This window comes from Streptomyces sp. NPDC051636 (genome assembly GCF_044453765.1).
Classification (GTDB): domain Bacteria; phylum Actinomycetota; class Actinomycetes; order Streptomycetales; family Streptomycetaceae; genus Streptomyces.
Genome location: NZ_JBITDA010000030.1, coordinates 58,511 through 79,267, shown reverse-complemented (window position 1 = coordinate 79,267; position 20,757 = coordinate 58,511). Strand labels below are relative to the sequence as shown.

The following is a 20,757-nucleotide window of genomic DNA, read 5'->3' as shown; positions in this document are numbered from 1 at the left end:
GGACACCATGCGCCACCGGCTCGGCCAGTTTCGCGCGAGCCGCCCCGTCACCAGGGCGCTACACCGAACACTGCGGCTCAGCATGCAACTCCCCGTTGTCGTCGGTCCAGCCGAGACTCAGTTCACCGGGCATTACGCAACAGCTTCTTAGGAGTTACCGCAGAGCACAAGCAGCTCTAATTTCCACTAGATTATGGCAAACAGTCATTACCTGCACAGCTGATGGCGCCATTGCCATCAGGTGCGGTATCAGGAGATTCATTCACCGTTCGGGCGCAGCGACCGTCGCGCAGGACAGCCCCAATCAGGCCGCCTCTTCCTCCGACGCCCTGTGGAGAGCCAGTCGGAAACCGACCCCACGCACAGTTTCGATGAGCATCGGCATCCTCAGCTTCTTGCGAAGCCCCGTCATGTGGACGCCGAGCGTCCGCGTGTCCCCCGCGCCGTCGTGGCCCCAGACCTCGCTCATGATCTGCTCGCGTGTGCACACCCGGCCCGGATTCTTCGCCAGCAAAGCCAGGACGTCGAACTCCTTGCGTGTCAGCATGACCTCGCGGCCGCCTCTCAGCACCATTCGGCGGTGCATATCGATGCGGACCGGGCCGAACTCGTGGACCTCGCTATCCGGCGCGGCCCGGAGGCCCCAGGAATTCCGGGCGCGCCGGTGCACCGCCTCTATCCGGGCAGCCAGTTTGCGCAGGCTGCAGGGCCGCACGACGTAGTCGTCGGCTCCCAGCTTGAAACTCAGCACCTGGTCGAATTCGTCATCTTGCAGGCCCATGACAATTACTGGCACGTGAGAGGTGGCACGGAGGGCCCGGCACGCCTCAAATCCGTCGATATCCGAGAGCGTGAGATCGAGCAGTACCGCATCGACCCTCCTGCTCTTTTCCAGTGCCGGACGGATACCGCTTTCCCGCTGGACCTGAAATCCCTTGTTCCCCAGTCCTTCCGCAAGCTCTCCGACAAATTCCAGATCGTCGGCAACAATCAGCACCTGTGTCACAATCCCCCGCTATCTGGTCACGCCGTAGCTTCGCCCTTTAGCGGACCAAACACTCCGTCGTCAATTAGCCAGAAGCACTAACTCTGCCTAGTCTACAGAGGATATTTTTGGTGTCAAGAAAATTGATCTTGGCCGGTATCGGTCATGGTCGATAATCAGCCAATCGACGTTACTGCGGCCCTCCGTCCACGTAGATGGTCTGGCCGGTCAGGTACGCCGCGTCCGCACTTGCCAGGAATGCCACCACGCCGGCGATGTCCGACGGTGAACCAACCCTGCGCAGCGGCACCCTCGATGCCACCTTCTCCCGCAACTGCACCGGGTCGGAGCCCAGTCGGCGGGCCGTGTCGTCGGTCATCGCGGTGGCGATGAAGCCGGGGGCCACCGCGTTGACCGTGATCCCGTGCGGACCGAGTTCGACCGCCAGGGTGCGGGTGAGTCCCTGGACGGCGGCCTTGGCGGTCGCATAGTTGGCCTGACCGGGGTTGCCCAACGCCGCGATGGAGCTCAGGTTCACAATCCGCCCCGAGCCCTGACGCACCATGTGCCGCTGTGCTGCGCGGGCCGTCCGGACGGCGCCGTGCAGATGCACGTCGATGACGGTGTCCCAGTCCTCATCGCTCATCATGAAGACCAGGTTGTCCCGGGTGACCCCGGCGTTGTTGACCAGGATGTCCAGGCGGCCGAACTCCTCGGCCGTGCGGTCGATCGCCGCCTCCACCTGGTCGGTGGCCGTGACGTCGCAACCGATACCGACGCACCGGCCGCCAGCCGCGCGAATCGACGAGACGGTGGCAGCGGTGTCCGCCTCGGACTGTTCGATGACGGCGACGGCGGCACCCTCGAGGGCGAGGCGTTCGGCCGTGGCTGCGCCGATACCCCGTCCCGCTCCGGTGACGATGGCGACTGTGTCGGCGGCGAGGCCCATGCGCGGTCCTTCCTCTGCGGGGCTGTCGGTGGCTGTCGGTGGCGACTGGCTGGATCTGGACACTGTCCGGACCGGTGACCCTGCTACGGGCGGAGCAGACTCTTCGGACGCAGGTCGGTCCATTGGGATTCGATGTGCGTGAGGCATGCCGAGCGATTGTCCGGCCCCAGCACGACCCGCCATCCGGTCGGCACGTCAGCGAATTCGGGCCAGAGCGAGAACTGCTCCTCGTCGTTGCGCAGCACCAGATAGCTGCCGTCTTCATCGTCGAACGGGTTGGCCATGACCTATACCTTTCCGCAGAGGTTCTTGAGGGACCGTCAGGCCGTCTGCGGCATGTGGCTGCCATCGGCCTTGAGGGAGACCGGCAAGGAACTCATTCCTTGCAGGACGCTCGAATAGATCCACTTTTCGGGCGCCGTCTGCTCGAAGTCGGAGACGGTGCGGCGCAATCCGTCCAGCACCGCCTCGACCTCCATACGGGCGAGGAAGTGGCCGAGGCAGTAGTGCGAGCCGGTGGCGAACGTCAGGTGCTTGTTGGGCGTGCGGTTCAGGTCGAACCTGTCCGGGTCCGCGAAGGTCCGCTCGTCCCGGTTGGCCGAGGCGAACCAGACACTGACGATCTCGCCGGCCTTGATGAGCTGCTCGCCGTTCACCACGGTATCCGCGGTGGCGCAGCGGCCACCGTGCAGAGGCGGCACGGTCCACCGCAGGACCTCTTCCGTGGCGGTCTTCAGATCCACCTCCCCCCGCTTGAGCGCCTGCCACTGATCCCGGTGCTCCATCAGCGCGAGCAGCCCGCCGGTGATCGCGTGGCGGCCGGTCTCGTCCCCTCCGATGATCAGCCCGTAGCAGTTGGCCATGAGCTCGGCAGCGTTGAGCGGCTTGCCATCGATCGTGCTGTTGGCCAGCAGGCTCACCACATCCGTCTCGTCGCTGCCCCGGCGAGTGTCTGCCAAGTCGGCGAAGTACAGAAGGATCTCGTTCTTGGCTACCGCGCCCTCCTCCGGCGGAGCGTCGGCGTAGTCCGAACTCAGGACGTGGCCAGTGAGGTTGAGCAGATACTTCCGGTCCGCCTCCGGAATGGCGAGCAGGTCGCAGATCGCCGCGAGCGGGACGTTGCCCGACACATCGGTCGCGAAGTCGCAGTCCCCGCCGGCTGCCGCATCGGCCAGGAGTTGGTCGACCGTCCTCGTCAGGGTGTCCTTGATCTTCATCAGCATCCGCGGAGAGAACGCCCTCGTCAGGATCGCGCGCATCTGCGTGTGCCGGACGCCGTCGGTCACCGCCAGCATCGTACGAGCGGCCGAGTCGCCGCCGGCGACCAACATCGGCAGGACGTTGCCCTTCTCGGCGGTGAAGTTCTCCCGGTCCTTGTACACGGTTGTGGCGTCGGCGTGGCGCGTGACCGCCCAGAAACCGGGTTGCGAACCACGCGGGCGCTGCCAGTAGAACGGGCGCTCCTCCCTCAGGTGGCGCCACACCTCACTGAGATCGTTCTCCGCGTGCAGCCTGGGATCTGCCAGATCGATGTTCTCGAGCTCGTGCGGCGGGACTACCGGTAGTGCGGTCATCGTCTTACCTTCCATTTCCGTCCGTCAGAGCTGCCGCGCGTGCCGGTACTCGGTCGACACTGCCCGCTACTGCGGCAAGCGCTTCGACAGTCGGGTTCATGACGAGATCCTTCGGCGAGATTGCCAGACCGGCCTTCCGCGCCTTCTGGATCACGGCGATGGCCACCATGCTGTTGCCGCCGAGCTCAAAGAAGTTCTTGTCGGCATCCACCGGGGGCACGCCGAGCACTTCGCCGAAGATCTCGCTCAGTGCCTTCTCCTGCGGGGAGACGGGAGCCCGCCCGGTCGACTCGGGCTCGATCGTCGGCGCCGGCAGTGCCCGACGGTCGAGCTTGCCGCTCGGCGTCAGCGGAAGTGAGTCGATCAGGACGTAAGCGCCCGGAACCATGTAGTCGGGTAGGAAACGTCCGGCGTGCCGGCGAAGCTCCGCCGTGGTCGGTATGGCACCGCAGGGGATCAGATAGGCCACGATCTGCCGTGCGCCGGCCCGGTCCTCACGGATCGCTGCGACAGCCCGGTCGACTGCGGGGTGCGCGGCAAGGGCGGCCTCCACCTCCCCGAGTTCGATCCGGAACCCACGCAGTTTCACCTGCTCGTCGGCGCGGCCGAGGAAGTCGAGGGCCCCGTCCGGCCGCCAGGACACCACGTCACCCGTCCGGTACATGCGGGAGCCGTCAGCGGCGAACGGGTTGGCGACAAACCGCTCGGCGGTCAGTGCCGGACGCCCGAGGTAGCCGCGTGCGAGTCCGGCACCGGCAACGTACAGTTCGCCGGGCACTCCCGCAGGCACCGGGCGTAGTGCCTGGTCGAGTACATAGCACGCCGCGCCGGCGATGGGCCCGCCGATCGGCGGCGTTGCCGCGGCGGACAGCGGCTCGCTCATCGTGGCACAGACGGTCGCCTCCGTCGGACCATAGGCATTGATCACTCGACGGCCGGTCGCCCAGCGCCCGATGAGGTCGGCGGATGCGGCTTCGCCGGCGAGCACGAGGGACCGCAGATCCGGCAGTGCCTCGGGGGACACGCTCGCCGCAGCCACCGGCGGAAGGACCGCGTGGGTGATTCGCCGGCTGATGAGGACGTCGGACAAGGTGTCGCCGGCCAGAATGGCGGCAGGCGGAATGACCAGGGTGGCCCCGGCGTCGATGGTCGCGAGAAGTTCCGTCAGGAAGGCGTCGAAGCTCGGAGAGGCGAACTGCAGAATTCTGCTCTCCTGATCGACGTCCATCCGCTCGACCTTGGCCGCCGCGAGGTTGGCGAGACCGCCGTGGGTGACCGCGACACCCTTCGGCTTCCCGGTGGATCCGGAGGTGTAGATGACGTAGGCGAGTCCTGCGGTCGACAGCGGGCCCCTGCCGTCGCCATCCCCGAGGTTCGCATCGGACAGCCGCTCCGTCTCGGCGACGACGGCCGCATCGTCCAGCACGATGTGCTGAGGCTCCTGCGGCAGCCCGGCCGCCGCCGCCCGGTTGGTGCACAGCAGCACGGGGTCGGCATCGGCCACCATGTAGGCGACGCGATCAGCGGGGTAGCCGGGGTCGATCGGCAGGAAGCCTGCGCCCGTCTTGGCCACCGCCAGTATCGCGACCACCATATCGATCGAGCGGGGAAGGGCCAGGGCCACCAGCTGTTCCGGTCCGGCACCTCGGGCGGCCAGCAGCCGCGCCAGCCTATTGGCGCGACGGTTCAGCTCGTCGTACGAGAGGGTCTCACTGCTGGAGACCAGCACGGTGTTGCCCGGGCTGCGCTCGACCCTGCGCTCCACCAGGTCCGCCAGGGTGACGGCAGACACGCTCTGATCGGTGCTGTCCGAGTCGAGCAGGATCCTGTGGCGCTCGTCGCCGTCGAGCATCCGCACCCGGCCGACGGGCTGCTCGGGCTCGTCGGCGATCGCGTCGAAGATCCGGCACAGCACGTCCAGCACCCGCTCGGCTTCGGCACGGGCGAACAGATCCGGCCGGAAGTCCAGCACCAGCCGCAGCCCCTCATCGCTGCGCCGTACGACCAGGGCGAGTGCGGCGCCGAAGTCCTCGTGCTGCTCCACCGAGACGATGCGCAGCTCAGGGAGGGCGCCGAGGTACCGGGCCGGATCGGTATCCGCGTCCTCAAGCACCACGACCGTGTCGAAGAGCCTCTGCCGGTCGGCGAGGGCATCGATCTCCGCCGCGCGGAGGGGCGCGTGTTCGGCGATCCGCGCCTGCTCCCGCTCCAACCGGGACAGCACCTCCACGAGCGGCTCGGCCGCACTCCACCGCACCGGCACCGGCAGGACGTCGGAGAAACCGCCCACCATCGACTCGATGCCGGGGAACCTCGGCGGGTCCGCGTGGATGCCACCGAAGACGACCGCTCGACGGTTGGTCAACCAGCCCAGCAGCAGTCCCCACGCACCCTGGACCACCGTGGCGAGCGACAGCTGATGGGCACGCGCCCGGGTGAGTACGCGGGCTCCGAACTCGGCCGGGAGTTCGCAGACGACTCGCTCCAAAGGCATCGGCTTCCCGGCAGGGACCACCGGCGCCACCAGGGTGGGTTCGTCCGCTTCAACGAGCCTCTTGTGCCAGGCGTGTTCGGCAGCGGCACGGTCCCGCCCGGCCAGCCATGCGTCATAGTCGTCAGTGGACGTCGGCACGGGCAGGTCGGCCACCTCGGGGGGCTTGACGTACCAGTCGAGGAGTTCACCGAGGAGCATGCGATGGGATCGGGCATCGAGCACCGCACGATCACTGGTCATACGGAGCCGATGGGTGGTGGCTCCCAGCCGCACCAACGTCAGGCGGAGCGGGACTCCGGCGACTGCTACCTCCTGCTCCTCCTCCGACGCGAGCCGCTCAAGCTCGGCTCGGCGCCGTTCCTCGTCGAGCTCGCTCAGGTCGACAGCACACCAGGACAGTCCTGCGGCAGAACCGGGGTGACGCTTCGCCAGGACAACGGCGGCGGCGGCGAGCGCTGCTGCATCGACAGAGCCCTCGATATCGACCAACGACACCACACTGCCGGGCGACATGGCCATGTTGTTCTCCGTCATCTCAGGACTCTTCTTCGCCGTGGGTGGCCGCGAGACGCGCCAAGGCATCCGCACGGAGCCGCAACTTGTCCGGTTTTCCGAGGCCGATGAGCGGCAGGCTCTTCCGCAGCTCGATGTCGGTCGGAGCGTGATTGGCGCTGAGAAGGCTCTCGACGTGCTTCCGGAGTTCGTCGGGAGCAACCTCCCTGCCCTCCCGCAGGACGACTGTGGCGCAGACGTACTCAAGGCGGTCAGCGTTCTCCGCCCCGAACACCGCCGCCTCCGCGACAGCGGGGTGCTCCAGCAGTGCACGCTCGACCGAGGCGGGATAGATCTTGATTCCGTTCGCCTTGATCACATCCGCGATCCGGCCGTGCAGGTGGAGGTAGCCCGCGTCGTCGAGATGCCCGATGTCCCCCGTGTGGATCCATCCGTCTCGCACAGTGCGCGCGGTCTGATCGGGATCGTTCCAGTAATGGTCCATCGACCAGGGCGAGTTGACGCATACCTCGCCGGACTCGCCGGGCGGCAGCACCCGGTCGTCCTGCGGATCGCGGATGGTCACCTGCAGCCATTCGAGCGGACGCCCCACCGTCGCGCGCAGGGCGTCATCTCCGTGCTCGTGCGGCAGGAGCCAGCTGATCATGTTGGTCTCGATCGTGCCGTAGACCTGCATGAGCACCGGCCCGAAGACCTTCGCGGCCACCGCCAGTCGCTCGGGCGAGGCGGGCAGGCCGGTGTAGAAGAAGTCGCGCACACTCGACAGATCGGCCTGCGCCGTGTCCGGGTGGTCGGCCAGCGCGTACAGCTGCGGAGCGGACAGCACCAGTCGGTTGACCTGGTGCAGGGCCACCGTCCGCAGGACCTCTGCCGCGTCGAAGCCGGGCAGCAGCACGACCGTGCCGTTGGGAACCATCACATCGTCGGCGGCAAAGCCGCTGGAGTGGGTCAAGGGTGCGGTGATCAGGCTGGTCGCCTTCTGCCCCCGGAGGGCGGACGCCGTGACCATCTCGTTCTTCACCCTGAACGACCAGCTCGCTCCCTTGGGCCGGCCGGTCGAGCCGCTGGAGTAGGTGACCACGGCGATGTCACCGCTGCGCGCCATGTCCGGCCGGAAGGCATCCGCAGGCAGGGCCGTCAGGTCAACGACGTCGCTACCCAGGTCACCGAACCCGGCGAGCAGGGGGCGGTCCGTCATCGTTCCGCAAATCGCCTGGGCGCGGCCGAGATTGGCTTCGTCCACCGTGATCATCGCTGGCGCTGCCTCGGCTACGATGCCGCCCTGCGAGTCCATCGAGAGCTGGTCGGCAGGGTTGACCGCGTTGACACCGGCAAGGTGGACCACGGTGGCGCCGAGCAGATTCGCCGCGTAGCGCGACACCAAGGTCGCAGGGGTGTTGGGATCGGTCAGAATGCCGACCACGCTTCCCACCCCGACACCGTGCGCGCGCATCACCGCGGCTGCCGACGTGACCGAGTCGGCCAGGTCACCGGCCGTCGTGGGCACGTCGCGGTGGACAAGCGGTACGCCGGAGGGGTTGGCCCGGAAGGCGTTCAGGATCTGACGGACATAATGCTCGTTGCCTTGCAAAACACATTCTCCAATCCAGCTGACGGGGCCAGGGTCAGACCATTTCCTCGTCGCCCACATGGACGACCTGACCGGTCACCGATGACGCCCCACCGCTGACCAGGAACGGCACTGCCGCAGCGATCTGCGCCGCGTACCGCGCCCCGGCCGCATCGGCGATTCGTGGGCCGGCACCAGCCCGGATGTCCGCAGCGGGAGGTGCGGGCGCGATGGCGTTCACCGTGATCCCGAACGCCCGCAGCTCCAGCGCGATCGTCCTGGTGAACCCTTCGAGGCCGGACAGCACGGTCGAGTGGTCGTGCGGCCCGCTTGCCACAGAAGCGGGCAAGTGCGCGATGTTGATGATGCGCCCCCACCCCTGCCTGATCATCGGATCGATCACCGACCGGCTGGCGACGAAGAGTCCTCGAAGGGGGCGGCCGGCCACCGCGCGCCAGTCATCATCGGAAATCCGGCTCAGCGAATCGCGGACGGTGACGGCGACATTGTTCACCAGAACATTCGGATCACCCAGTTCGGCGCACACCCGGCCGAGGGCGGCATCGACCGAAACGGAGTCAGCGATATCGGTCTCGACGGCAAGCGCCTGTCGTCCGCTCTCCCGTATTCGATTGACGGTCTCCGCACCGGCGGTGCTGTCCCTACAGAGTATCGCAACGTCCCAGCCAAGCTCCGCCAATTGCATAGAGACGGCAGCATTCGAAACCCGGTTTTCGCCGGCAACAATCGCGACAGGAGCCACGTGCCGATCCTCCTTGAATTTACTGCCGTCTATTATGCGACGACTTTTAAAATAAGGTTCGGCGCACCCTGCAAGAAGCCTCTTCGAAAATCGAGGAGAACTCAAGCGCCCAGCGACTAAGCTTTCGCTAAATCTCTGCTGTGCTACCGGTGGCCATGGTGATCGCCGTGAGGACGAGCCCGTTCCGGACCAGCCAGCGCCCGTCGAACCCCGGCAGTGGAGCCCCGGCGATGACGGGGCCGGCGACCAGCAGCCGGGCCCGGAATGTTCCGGCATCCGGATCGATGGTGACCGAGGCTTCCTCGAGATCCAGCCACCGGTTGGTGAGCGGGAACCATGCCTTGTACACGCTCTCCTTGGCGCTGAACAGCAGCCGGTCCCAGCAGATCTCCGGCCTCCGGGCCGCAAGGTCGGACAGTCGGGTCCGCTCCTCGGGAAGCGCGACGATGTCCAGTTCACTGCCGGGCAGCGGCTGGTGGGGCTCGGCGTCGAGGCCGATTGTCAGCAGGTCGGTGGCGCGCGCGACGGCGGCGGCCCGGTAGCCCGCGCAGTGGGTCATTGAGCCGACGACGCCGTCGGGCCAGGCCGGCGCGCCTTGTGGTCCGGGGAGGATCGGCACGGGAGCGATTTCGAGTCCGGACAGAGCTGTGCGGGCACACGCCCGCACCGTGCCGAACTCCCTTCGCCGGCTGTCCACCGCCCGCGCGATCAGGGCCCGCTCCTCGGCGAAGAGCATGGGCGGATCTACCGGGTCGGTGAAGGCCTGGACAGCCACGACCGGCGGTGCCAGTAGCTGCTCGATCATCCGCGCCTCCGCACCGCCGCCGCCTCGGGAAGGATCCGGACCAGTCGGCCCGGCGCCGTGGAGCGGGGCTGCCACTCACGGGGGTACCCGAGTGAGACCTCGCGGTGCGGCACCCCGTCCTCATGGATGAGGGAAGGGATGTGCAAATGCCCGTAGACGACGGCTGCCGCGCGGAATCTGCGGTGCCAGTCCGCGGTGGCCTCGGTGCCGCACCAGAGCGCGAACTCCGGATGGCGGAGCACCCTGGTGGGCCGACGCACCAGGGGGAAGTGGTTGACCAATACAGTCGGCAGTGCCTTGTCCACAGCGGCCAGCCGCGCCTCGGTGATCTCGACGCGCGCACGGCACCAGGCGGTCCGGCTCGGATACGGGTCGGGGTGCAGCATGAACTCGTCGGTGCAGATCACCCCGGCGTTCTCGGCGAGGGCGAGCGCCTCCTGCGCGTCGCGGGCGCCGACAGGCCAGAAGCTGTAGTCGTAGAGGACGAAGAGCGGTGCGATCACGGCTGGACCGCCCATGCCCTCCCAGAGCGGGTACGGATCCTCAGGAGTGACGACGCCGAGCCTTCGGCACAGCTCCACGAGGTAGCGGTAGCGGGCCTCACCGCGCAGCTGCACCGGGTCGTCGGGCGGGGTCCACAGCTCGTGGTTGCCCGGTACCCAGACCACCTTCTCGAAGCGGTCGGCCAGCAGCGACAGCGCCCATTCGATATCCGCGACGGTGTCACCGACATCCCCGGCGACCAGCAGCCAGTCGTGATCCGACTCGGGGCGCAGCGTCTCGACGACTCTCCTGTTGTCCTCGTAGCGGACATGCAAATCGCTGATCGCCACCAGGCTGCCCTGCATTCTCACAAGCCCTGCCCCCTTCGAACGCTTCGCCGGACATGCGATTCATCGCGGGAGCAGCGAATATTGGCGGGCAACACCGAATCCCGCAGGCGGACCAGCGAGGTCAGTTCACCGACGCAGTCCGCTTCGACGCACTCACCGATATTGCATAACTTCGATCGTAGGGATCGGTAACGCGGCGAACAAGCAGCTCAGTTCTAGCAGCCCGCTAAGTCGCCTTAGCGTTCCGGCACATCGAGCACGGTCTTGCGATGGCTGAAGGCGGCAAGAGAGTGCGCGCCCCGGTAGCTGCCCATCCCGCTCTGCCCCACCCCGCCGAACGGCAGTCCGGGGTCCAGGACCTGCGCCATCGGCAGGCCGAGCACGAGACTGCCCGAGGCCGTCTCCTCGGCCAGCCGGCGCCGGATCTCCGTAGACGCCGTGAAGCCGTACACCGCCAGCGGCTTGTCCCGCTCGTTGATGAAGGTGATCGCCTCGTCCACCCCGGATACCTCGACGATCGGCAGGACCGGACCGAAGATCTCCTCCTGCATCACCGGCGAATCGGCCCGCACCTCGGCCAGCACCGTCGGCGCGATGTAGCGGCTCTCCCGATCGTGACTGCCGCCGACGACGATCCGGCCGGAGTCGAGAAGGCGGACGATGCGGTCGAAGTGCCGCGCATTGATGATCCGTCCGTACCCCCGCGAGGCCTGCGGCTCGGTTCCGAACAGCTTCTCGAGCGACCGGGCAAGCTCAACCTCCAGCGCCCGCGCCGTCTCAGGGTCGGTCAGCACATAGTCGGGAGCAACGCAGGTCTGGCCCGCGTTGGCGAACTTGGCCCGAGCCAACCGTGCCGCCGTGTCTGCGAGACTCGTCCCACGGTCAACGAACACCGGGGACTTACCGCCCAGTTCCAGCGTCACCGGGGTCAGATGCTCGGCTGCGGCACGCATGACGATCCGTCCGACCACGCCGTTCCCGGTGTAGAAGACGTGGTCGAAGCGTTGGGCCAGCAGGGCAGTGGCCTCCGCGACTCCCCCCTCCACCACGGCGACCGCATCGGTGTCCAGGTACCGCGGAATCAACCGGGCCAGGAGCGCAGAGCAGGCGGGCGCCACCTCGCTGGGCTTGGCCACCACCGCATTGCCGGCGGCCAGCGCCCCCGCGACCGGGACGAGCAGCAGCTGCACCGGATAGTTCCACGGTGCCATCACCAGCACCACTCCCAGCGGGTCGTACTGGAGGTGAGCCGTCGAGCCGGGAGGGCACCCGGTCACGGCCACCGGCACCGGCCGCAGCCACTCCGCCAGGTTCACCAGGATGTGGTCGATCTCGCGGATCGTGAACCCGATCTCAGCCGCGTACGCCTCGGTCCGGCTCTTGCGCAGGTCGGTGTGGAGGGCCGCGGCGAAATCCTCGACGTGGTCGCGCAACAGGGCCCGTAGCCGCGTGAGCTGCTCGGTCCGCCACTCCAGTGAACGGTAGCGGCCGGTGCGACAGGCGGCGCGGAGACGAGCGACGATTTCCTCGGACTGCTCCGGAGCAGAGGTGGGTGTCAAGGGACCTTCCGTTCGGTCAGGCCGGGTCAGCGATCCAGCTCCCGTGGAATCCGAGCGGCACTCGGGCGGGCAGGTGCACGGTGGCCAGGGGCTCACCCGTGAAGTCCTGTGCGGACAGGATGACGAGATCACTGGCGCCGCGGTCGGGGTCGTGGACATAGGCGAGCAGGTACCCCTCGTCCTCCGCACCTGCTGACGCGCCGGGGACGAAGACCGGCTCACCGGTGTAGTGGCCGCGGCCCAGGGAACGGACCGCGGTGGTTCCGGCGGAGAAGTCATGCTTGAGCAGCGCATCGCCGTACGCCTGATCAGGCAGGCCCGCCAAGTCGTTGTCGGGACCGAAGTAGGAATGCATGTCGGGAACCACAGCCGCGTAGCCGAAGCGGTGAGGTGCCGAAACCGCAGCCGGGTTGACGCCGGGGAACTCCTGGGCGCGGTCGTCCAGGCGGGTCTCGGTGACCTTGCCGCTCACGGTGTCGATGACCCAGCGATCGAGTGTGGGCAGGGAGTTGCCGTCCAACCGGAGACCCGTGTACATGCGGGGGTAGCGAATGACGTCGACAATCACACGGTCGCCGTCGTCATAGGCGTTCAGGGTGTGGAAGACCCAGCACGGGGCGATCTCGAACCAGCGCACCTCCGTCCCGTGCCTCGGCAGGAGCCCGATCCTGGCTCCCCGGCTCTCCCGCCAGTCGTACACCAGGGGTTCACCGGACGCCGCGGCGACCAGGCTGTTTACCACCGGCAGGTCATAGAGGACGACGTACTTGCCGGTGAGCGCGAAGTCGTGCATCACCGGGCGGTGCGGCGCGGGGATGTTCACGATCCGGGTGACCATGCCGGCGGGAGAAAGCACCGAGTACTGCACGAACTCCGCACGCGTCGCATAGGCGACGGCATGGAGTTCGCCGGTCTGCGGGTCGAGCTTGGGATGGGCCGAATAGCCCGCCGGGAGCGTGCCGCGGAAGTCGCACGGGCCAACGGTGTCAAGGTCCTCGGTCAGTTCGTACGGCCGGAAGCCGTTCTCGACCAGGGTGAGGATCCGTCCGGCGTGCCCGATCACATGGGTGTTGGGGGCGAAGTCCGATCCCGCGAAGCGCGAGCCTCGGCGCACCTTCTCCCCGAAGCCCCTTGCCACGGCGGCGGATCGGACCCACCTGTTCCGGTACCACTCGGCCCGGCCGTCCCGCAGCCGCACCCCGTGAACCATGCCTTCCCCGAGGAACAGGTTGAGGCGCGGATCGTCCAGGCGCAGCGGATTGGGACCGATGCGCAGGTAGCGACCTTGAAGTTCATCCGGGATCCGTCCGGTCACTGGCAGATCGAAAGCGGTGACCTCCTCGCTCACCGGAGTAAAAGCTCCCTGATAGGGGGCCTTGGTGCTCACCGGACAACTCCTCTCGTCGTATCCCCGGCCACGGCGCAGAACTCCAGCTGGTCGGCAATATCGGCCAGGAGTGCACGCCCGTTGGACGGGAGGAAGGGGAAGAAGTGGCCACCGGCCTGGGTCCTGGAGCGAAACCGACCAGTGGTGAAGTCTCGCCACCCCGGCAGCGTGGACGCGGGAACCAGCGGGTCATCGGCACCGGCGTAGGCAGTCAGCGGCAGGTCGAGCCGGATACCGTCCAGCCCTAGGAGGGCACTCCGGGCCAGCACCAGGTCGTGGGCCAGCACATACTCAGCCCGGGAGTGACCGCTGCCGATGTCCAGGGCCCGTAGCGGCAGCCGGTGCCGGGTGAACATCAGCTCCAGCCCTTCCGGTGTGTCCAGAGGAACCGCGAAGTCGAGTGCGTCGGGACCCGGGATCCCGGCCGTCAGGACGAGGGCGTCGCACGAGCCGGGGCAGTGTGCCGCGACAGTCACGGCGAGCAGGGAGCCCATGCTGTGACCCCAGTAGAGGGTGGGGAGCGGCGGAAGAGCCGCCAATTCGCCGCTGATCCCCTCGACCGCGGCGCGGAGCAGGCCGGTCGGCGACTCACCGGCACGACGCTCACGCCCGGGAAGGGTGACCCCGGTCAACTCGACATCGCTCGGCAGTCCGGACAGCAGACGCGCATAGGTCTGCGGCCCCGCACCGGCGTGGGGGAAGGCCACAAGCCTGAGACGGCTGTGCGTCGCAGGACGCAGTTGCCCGGTCCAGACGGACGGTGAATGCATGATAGGCAGTCCTCAGGGACAAGGGGCGGGCGGGCTGCGCGGCTAGAAAGCCGTCTGCCAACTGCGGGGGCACTGGAAGCCGTTGACACGTTCCGGACGACGCCAGCGGGCCGTTTCGCGGTGGCCGCCACCGTCCGCCGCCCGGTCGGGGCCGGCGTTGCGGACCCGGGCGAGGAGGACGGCGGTGATCACCGCAAGCTCTTCGGGTCCGGGCTGTCCTCTCTCCACTCGGATGGCGTTGAGCATGATGTCGGCCATCAAGGCCCTCCCTACATCGGTGGGTTGCCGTGCTTGCGGCTGGGCAGGTCGGCGTGCTTGGTGCGGAGCATGGCCAGGGCCGCGGCGAGGACGGGGCGGGTGTCGGCGGGGTCGATGACGTCGTCGACCAGGCCGCGTTCGGCCGCGTAGTACGGGTGCATCAGCTCGGTCTTGTACTCCTTGATCTTCTGCGCGCGCATCGCCTCGGGGTCCTCGGCGCCGTTGATGTCGCGGCGGAAGATGACGTTGGCCGCGCCCTCGGCGCCCATCACCGCGATCTCGTTGGTGGGCCAGGCGAAGGAAAGGTCCGCGCCGATGGAGCGGGAGTCCATGACGATGTAGGCGCCGCCGTAGGCCTTGCGCAGGATCAGCTGGATGCGCGGGACGGTGGCGTTGCAGTACGCGTAGAGCAGTTTGGCGCCGTGGCGGATGATGCCATCGTGTTCCTGGTCGACGCCGGGCAGGAAGCCGGGCACGTCGAGCATGGTGACCAGCGGGATGTTGAACGCGTCGCACATCTGTACGAAGCGGGCGGCCTTCTCACTGGCGTTGATGTCCAGAACACCGGCCAGGGACTGCGGCTGGTTGGCGATCAGGCCCACCACGTGGCCGTCGATGCGGGCCAGGGCGACGATGACGTTGGTGGCCCAGCGCTCGTGGACCTCCAGGAACTCGCCGTGGTCGACGATCTCCTCGATGACCTTGCGCATGTCGTAGGGGCGGTTGCCGTCGGCGGGGACCAGGTCCAGCAGGACCTCCCCGCGCCGCTCCACTGGGTCGTCACCGGGGGTGGCGGGGGGCATCTCGCGGTTGTTCTGCGGCAGCATCGACAACAGGAAGCGGACCTCCTCGATGCAGGACTGCTCGTCGTCGTAGGCAAAGTGCGACACCCCGGAGACCGCGGAGTGCACGTCCGCGCCGCCCAGCCCGTTCTGGCTGATCTTCTCGCCGGTCACCGCCTGCACCACGTCGGGGCCGGTGATGAACATCTGCGAGGTCTCACGGACCATGAACACGAAGTCGGTGAGCGCCGGGCTGTACGCCGCGCCGCCCGCGCACGGGCCGAGCATCACGGAGATCTGCGGGATCACCCCGGAGGCGCGGGAGTTGCGCTGGAAGATGCCGCCGTAGCCGGCCAGCGCGGTGACGCCCTCCTGGATCCGGGCCCCGGCGCCGTCGTTCAGGGAGACCAGCGGCGCACCCGCCGCGATCGCCATGTCCATGATCTTGTGGATCTTCTGCGCGTGCGCCTCACCCAGCGCACCCCCGAAGATCCGGAAGTCGTGCGCGTACGTGAACACGGTCCGCCCGTGCACCGTGCCCCACCCGACGATCACACCATCGGTGTGCGGCTTCTTCCCTTCCAGCCCGAACCCCGTGGCCCTGTGCCGGCGAAGCGGCTCCACCTCGTGGAACGAACCCGCGTCCAGCAACAGCTCGATACGCTCACGCGCCGTCAACTTCCCCTTGGAGTGCTGCGCCTCGGTGGCCTTCTCGCCGGGGCCGCGCAGAACCTGCTCACGCAGCTGACGCAACTCCGACACCCGATGGCGCGAAGTCCCGGACGTGGAAATCACGGTGGGGGGTGAGACATCAGTCATGGTCGACACTCCTTGGAAACCGGCGCAGGGTGACAGGCAGCGGGGCCTTGGTCAGTACAGCCACAGACGCCACATAACGGTCTTCACACGGCGCGTCCGCCACCGTCCAGCCCGCCGGACCAGCCGGAGCTGCGGGTCCACCCGCCCCCAGGTAGTCGGCGGCCAGCGAACGTCGCAGACCGACGCCGATCCCTTTCAGGTAGGCCTCCTTGCGCGTCCACAGCCAGGTGAAGTACCTCGCCTTGGCGGACTGCGGCAGGGCCGCCAACTCCGCCTGCTCCGCGGGGTGGAAGCGCGGGCTGCAGAGATCGACGGTGGACAGCGAAGGTATCCGCTGGACGTCCACCCCGATCGGCACGGGCGCCATACCCAGCAGCGCGAGCCCGGCGCTGTGGGAGAGCGAGAAGTGAATGGGCGGTGGATCACCGGTGAGAGTCGGCCTGCCGCCTTGCTCCCGAACGAGGCGCACCTCTTGCGGGGTGCTGCCGAGGTGTGCCGCAAGCAGGCGGCGCAGTGCCAGATGCGCCGAGACGTAGAGCGCGCGGTCCGCGGGCCGCCGGAAGGAGTCGGCCCGGCGCCTCTCGTTCTCGTCGAGCGCGACAAGGCCGTCGCGGTCCGAGAGGTATTCGGGCCGCACCAGCCAGAGGTCCACTCTCTCCATCGATGCGCAAGCCGGTGGCAGGCAAGGCATGGTCGGCACTGTCATCGGATCATTACCGATACGGGTGTTCCCGCCGAGCCTGCTGCAACGCAGCTCCCCACCAAGCGAGTTGATCGAGCATGACCTTGGCGGCAGCGGTGCAGCCGACCGGCTCCTGGGGCTCGCCGGCATCGTCGAACAGGTCGGCGGCGTTGTGGAAGCTGACGGTGTCCCGGACCGTCGTGGCATGCAACTCGGCGAAGACAGGTCGAAGCTGCTCCACTGCCCGCAGGCCCCCGGCCAACCCCCCGTAGGAGACGAATCCCACCGGCTTGGCCCGCCACTGGACGTAGTGCCAGTCAATGAGGGACTTCAGGGGTGCCGGAAAACTGTGGTTGTACTCAGGCGTGACGATCACGAAGGCGTCGGCCGCCTCCAGCCGCTCTCCGAGTGCCTGCACCTGCGCAGGCGGCTGCGGCGACAGCGCCACTGGAATGTCCAGGCCGGCCGGATCGACGACGTCGACGTCGAACGCGTCGACCTGGAGGGCCTGCCGCGCGAACCAGGACGCGATCGTCGGACACAGGCGCCCCTCACGAGTGCTTCCGAGGACGACGGCAAGGCGGAGACGTGCTGGTGACATGGCTCTCCCATCACGAGGCGAGGAGGGACAAGGACGCGCGGCCGCGGGGAGTGCGTCCGCACGGGATGTCCGGGCCGACCTCGTCCGGTCGGCCCGTACGTGCCGGGGGTCCGTCCGGCTTCTCAGCCGCCGAGCAGCGTGCCGCCGCTGGCGTCGATGAACGTGCCGGTGATCCAGCGCGCGTCGTCGGAGGCGAGGAAGGCCACGACGTCGCCGACGTCCTCGGGTTCGGCAATCCGCTTGAAGGCGTTCATGTTGGCCATGAACTCGCGGGCCTCCGGAATCTCGAAGACCGGGCTGCCGTTGTTGGTGATGCCGGGCGACACGGTGTTGACCGTGATGTTCCGCGGGCCCAGAAGCCGGGCGAGGTGCAGGCTGATCTGGTCGAGCGCGCCCTTGCTCATGGCGTAGGCGACCTCGTCGGGATTGGCGTAACGCAGCAGACCGGTGCCGACGTTGATGATGCGTCCGCCATCCGGCATGACCGTCAGAATGCGCTGGGTCAGGAAGAGCGGCGCCTTGGCGTTGACCGCGATCAGGCGGTCGAAGATCTCGGGAGTGAGGTCCTCGGGCTTGACCCCGCCCATCACACCGGCGTTGTTCACCAGGATGTCCAGCTCCTCCTTCCCGGTGAACTCGCGCAGTCCTGCCGTCAGGCCCTGGAAGAGGGTGTCGACATCGCCGGGCACACCCAGTTCCGCCTGGACCGGGAAAGCCCGTCCCCCTTCCGCCTCGATGGCGGAAAGCGTCTCCCTGGCCGCGTCGGCGTTGCTCGCATAGTGCACGGCGACGGTCGCCCCGTCACGGGCGAGCCGCATCGCCGTCGCACGGCCGATGCCACGGCTCGAACCCGTCACCAGGGCGGTCTTGCCGGCAAGTCGCTTCACAGGAGTTCTCCTCATCGAATGAGGCCGGCGACCTCGTGCGCAGCGCACGGGAGCCCGGCCGAAAAGGGGGATGTCACCGTCGAGTGGGCTGGGGGAGGCCGAACCAGCGGGTCATCGCGTCCCGCAGTCGCTGCTCGCCGCTGTCGGCCCACACCACGTGCCCGTCGGGGCGGACCAGGACGGCGCGGGCCGCCACCGCGGTGTCACCCGGTAGCGGTTGCGCCGCCACCACGCACACCCGGTCGGCCCAGCCCTGCGCGACGGTCCGCAGGGCTGCGTGGCCGGACGACTCGGGCGCCAGGTCGAGCAGAAGTCCCCGCCCGGAGCGCAGCAGCGCGCCGGTGGTGGATGCGCCTGCCTCGGTGATCAGTTCGGAGTGCGGCAGCCGTGCTCCCAGAAGCGGGTGATCGGCATCCTCCATCGGATACCGGATCCCGACCCCGCTGATCCCCGCGCCCAAGCGGTCGCGCACCGCTTCGAGCCCGAGCAGACCGCTCATGACGGAGCGGATCGCCTCCACTTCGGGCCCGCCGAGCAGCAGCGTGGCCTGGGCCGCTATGTCCGACAGCACCTGGGAGCCGACCAGGTGCCGCTCCTCGTGGTAGCTGTCGAGGAGGCCCGCAGGTGCCCAGCCGCGAATCGTCGCCGCCAGCTTCCAGCCCAGGTTCACCGCGTCCTGCAGGCCGAGGTTGAGGGCCTGACCGCCAACGGGCATCTGCTCGTGCGCGGCGTCACCGGCCAGCAGCACACGGCCGCGCCGGTACTGCGTCACCTGACGGCTGGCGTCACCGAATGAGTTGATCCACACGGGCGTGCCCCGGCTGATGTCCTCACCTGTGATGCGCGCCCAGGCACCGGCCACTTCGCCGAAGTCCGGTTCCGCGCGGCGAGACACCGCGGGCCGGCCGAACTCGTGCACCATCACGCGCGTGACGCCGTCCGGACGGCGCGCCGCGATGGCGAGCCCCCTCGGCAGCCGCTGGAACCTCCTGTTGGGCACGTCAATGCCCGCTACATCGGCTCGGAGCAGTTCCCGGCCGGCGGCGGTCCCGACGAACTCGAACCCGGCCAGCCTCCTGAGAGTGCTCTTCTCTCCGTCGCATCCGACCACGTACCGAGCCCGCAGCCGGGTCTGCGAGCCGTCCTGGTGGCGCAGGACGGCGGTTACGGCGTCACCGTCCTCGTCAAGACCGGTCAGCTCCCAGCCGCGGCGCACCTCGGCCCCCAGGCCTGCGGCCCACACGCCAAGGATCTCCTCCATCCTGGTCTGCGGGACCTTCCACAGCCCGGCGTACCGGCTCGGCTGCCCGCCGAGGGGGAGCGGGATGCCGCCGAAGTGCCCTGTGTCGTCGCGGGCCACCTCACCCAACTCCGGCATCAGACCTCGTTGCTCGACGATCTCCATGGTGCGGGCGTGCAGGGTGGACGCCCGGGATTCCGTGGTCGGCGCGAGCAGCCGCTCGGCCACGATCACCTGAGCCCCGCCGAGCCGCAGCTCACCGGCGAGCATCAGTCCGACCGGCCCGGCCCCGACGACCAGGACGTCTGTCTGCGACTCGGACATGACGGTCAGACCCGACGCTCGGCGTAGTCCTTGGCGTGTCCAAGGGTGGCCCGGCTGTTGGCGCTCAGCGCACCCTGCACGTACTGCCGGGCGTCCGCGACGCCGGCCTTGTCACCAAGGATCGCGGGAATGTTCTCGGTATTGATGACCACCGTGTGCTGGGAGGTCGCGATGACGCCCTCGCCATCCTCCTCCAGCAGCCAGTAGCCGGTGTGCAGGGTCATCAACGCGGGGACGACGGTCTGCTTGTAGACAATCCGCTGGTGGGGGAAGCAGACGCGCACCGAGGAGGTGGTGTGTGTGGAGCCGTCCTTGGCCCGCGTCTCCATCGTCAGCAGCTGCAGCCCGGGGGTGTCCTCGGTCAGCTCGACCTTGGCCACGTGAGGCAACCGCTCGGTCCAGTGGTTCGCCTGGTCCAGGAAGTCGTAGACATCCTTGGCCGATCCGTCGATCCGCACCGAGTCCTGGAAGGACAGCAGCAGGTCTTCCGAGGAGCCGACCACCAGCTCGGCATTGACCTTCAACGCGGCCAGCTCGGACCGGCTGTTGCGGTCCACCGCCTGGTCGATCCAGGCGAGGCCCTCCGCTTCGTCGTCCACAGCCCGATAATCGTGCAGCAGTCGGACCCGGCAGGTGCGGTCGGACACCGGCTCGATGATCCACGCTCCACCCATGGCGGCCACCGGCGGAGCGGAGACCTCCTGACGGAAGTCGATGCGCAGCTCCTCGGGATGGAGCTGCCTGCGGGACGTCCAGCTCTTGGCCTCGCCGTTGGCCGTGGCCCAGATCCGGATCCGCTCGGTGTGCTCACCTCGCTCGACGTGCTCCACATGGATGGTCGGGTGGAAGAGCCGCGGCCAGTTCTCGACCTCCGCGAGCAGGCGGTAGATCTCGGATGCCGGCGCGTCCACCTCGATGGTGTGTTCCACCCGGCTGATTTCTCGGTCGGACATGGTGCCTCC

The 20,757-nt window shown here is 68.0% G+C and carries 19 protein-coding genes; all 19 read right to left on the bottom strand.

Annotated features, from left to right (window positions below; genetic code table 11):
- Positions 1-304: 304 nt before the first annotated feature.
- The 19 genes from ACIBBH_RS35770 to ACIBBH_RS35680 all read right to left on the bottom strand — a co-directional run bounded on the left by ACIBBH_RS35770 (position 305) and on the right by ACIBBH_RS35680 (position 20,748).
- Positions 305-997 carry a response regulator transcription factor gene (locus tag ACIBBH_RS35770; RefSeq protein WP_399412018.1) on the bottom strand — a complete coding sequence of 231 codons (693 nt, stop codon included), beginning with the start codon at positions 995-997 and terminating at the stop codon, positions 305-307.
- A gap of 178 nt (positions 998-1,175) precedes the next feature.
- The gene (gene fabG / locus ACIBBH_RS35765) at positions 1,176-1,934 is read right to left on the bottom strand and encodes a 3-oxoacyl-ACP reductase FabG (protein WP_399412016.1); all 759 of its coding nucleotides are present in this window, start codon (positions 1,932-1,934) and stop codon (positions 1,176-1,178) included.
- Positions 1,935-2,017: 83 nt separating this feature from the next.
- Positions 2,018-2,218: an MbtH family protein gene (locus ACIBBH_RS35760; RefSeq protein ID WP_362689316.1), complete on the bottom strand. Its 201-nt coding sequence runs from the start codon at positions 2,216-2,218 to the stop codon at positions 2,018-2,020.
- 36 nt (positions 2,219-2,254) lie between these two features.
- Positions 2,255-3,508 (bottom strand): cytochrome P450, encoded by a 1,254-nt coding sequence (locus tag ACIBBH_RS35755; protein ID WP_399412014.1) that lies wholly within the window; start codon positions 3,506-3,508, stop codon positions 2,255-2,257.
- A 4-nt stretch (positions 3,509-3,512) separates the two neighbouring features.
- Positions 3,513-6,536 carry an amino acid adenylation domain-containing protein gene (locus ACIBBH_RS35750; RefSeq protein ID WP_399412012.1) on the bottom strand — a complete coding sequence of 1,008 codons (3,024 nt, stop codon included), beginning with the start codon at positions 6,534-6,536 and terminating at the stop codon, positions 3,513-3,515.
- 1 nt (position 6,537) lies between these two features.
- Entirely contained in the window at positions 6,538-8,106 is a 1,569-nt protein-coding gene (locus ACIBBH_RS35745) for a fatty acid--CoA ligase family protein (RefSeq protein WP_399412010.1), read from the bottom strand.
- 34 nt (positions 8,107-8,140) lie between these two features.
- Positions 8,141-8,848, bottom strand: coding sequence for an SDR family oxidoreductase (locus ACIBBH_RS35740; RefSeq protein ID WP_399412009.1), 708 nt, complete (start codon positions 8,846-8,848; stop codon positions 8,141-8,143).
- 127 nt (positions 8,849-8,975) lie between these two features.
- Positions 8,976-9,653 (bottom strand): 4'-phosphopantetheinyl transferase, encoded by a 678-nt coding sequence (locus tag ACIBBH_RS35735; protein ID WP_399412007.1) that lies wholly within the window; start codon positions 9,651-9,653, stop codon positions 8,976-8,978.
- Positions 9,650-10,501: a metallophosphoesterase family protein gene (locus ACIBBH_RS35730; protein ID WP_399412041.1), complete on the bottom strand. Its 852-nt coding sequence runs from the start codon at positions 10,499-10,501 to the stop codon at positions 9,650-9,652. Before ACIBBH_RS35730 ends, ACIBBH_RS35735 begins: the two co-directional genes overlap by 4 nt.
- 221 nt (positions 10,502-10,722) lie before the next feature.
- The gene (locus ACIBBH_RS35725) at positions 10,723-12,045 is read right to left on the bottom strand and encodes an aldehyde dehydrogenase family protein (RefSeq protein ID WP_399412005.1); all 1,323 of its coding nucleotides are present in this window, start codon (positions 12,043-12,045) and stop codon (positions 10,723-10,725) included.
- Positions 12,046-12,061: 16 nt separating this feature from the next.
- Complete coding sequence (locus tag ACIBBH_RS35720) at positions 12,062-13,432, bottom strand: carotenoid oxygenase family protein (protein WP_399412004.1); 1,371 nt, start codon at positions 13,430-13,432, stop codon at positions 12,062-12,064.
- Entirely contained in the window at positions 13,429-14,202 is a 774-nt protein-coding gene (locus tag ACIBBH_RS35715; protein WP_399412002.1) for a thioesterase II family protein, read from the bottom strand. Before ACIBBH_RS35715 ends, ACIBBH_RS35720 begins: the two co-directional genes overlap by 4 nt.
- Positions 14,203-14,244: 42 nt before the next feature.
- The gene (locus ACIBBH_RS35710) at positions 14,245-14,460 is read right to left on the bottom strand and encodes an acyl-CoA carboxylase subunit epsilon (protein ID WP_399412000.1); all 216 of its coding nucleotides are present in this window, start codon (positions 14,458-14,460) and stop codon (positions 14,245-14,247) included.
- 11 nt (positions 14,461-14,471) lie between these two features.
- Positions 14,472-16,061 (bottom strand): acyl-CoA carboxylase subunit beta, encoded by a 1,590-nt coding sequence (locus ACIBBH_RS35705; protein WP_399411998.1) that lies wholly within the window; start codon positions 16,059-16,061, stop codon positions 14,472-14,474.
- Positions 16,054-16,722, bottom strand: a complete 669-nt coding sequence (locus ACIBBH_RS35700; protein ID WP_399412039.1) for a 4'-phosphopantetheinyl transferase family protein — start codon at positions 16,720-16,722, stop codon at positions 16,054-16,056. Before ACIBBH_RS35700 ends, ACIBBH_RS35705 begins: the two co-directional genes overlap by 8 nt.
- 52 nt (positions 16,723-16,774) lie before the next feature.
- Positions 16,775-17,344 (bottom strand): NADPH-dependent FMN reductase, encoded by a 570-nt coding sequence (locus ACIBBH_RS35695; protein WP_399411996.1) that lies wholly within the window; start codon positions 17,342-17,344, stop codon positions 16,775-16,777.
- A 122-nt stretch (positions 17,345-17,466) separates the two neighbouring features.
- Complete coding sequence (locus ACIBBH_RS35690) at positions 17,467-18,231, bottom strand: SDR family oxidoreductase (protein ID WP_399411994.1); 765 nt, start codon at positions 18,229-18,231, stop codon at positions 17,467-17,469.
- A gap of 73 nt (positions 18,232-18,304) precedes the next feature.
- Positions 18,305-19,795 carry an FAD-dependent monooxygenase gene (locus tag ACIBBH_RS35685; RefSeq protein WP_399411992.1) on the bottom strand — a complete coding sequence of 497 codons (1,491 nt, stop codon included), beginning with the start codon at positions 19,793-19,795 and terminating at the stop codon, positions 18,305-18,307.
- Between the two features lie 5 nt (positions 19,796-19,800).
- A complete protein-coding gene (locus ACIBBH_RS35680; protein WP_399411990.1) occupies positions 19,801-20,748 on the bottom strand; it encodes an aromatase/cyclase in 948 nt (315 codons plus the stop codon).
- Positions 20,749-20,757 lie beyond the last annotated feature (9 nt).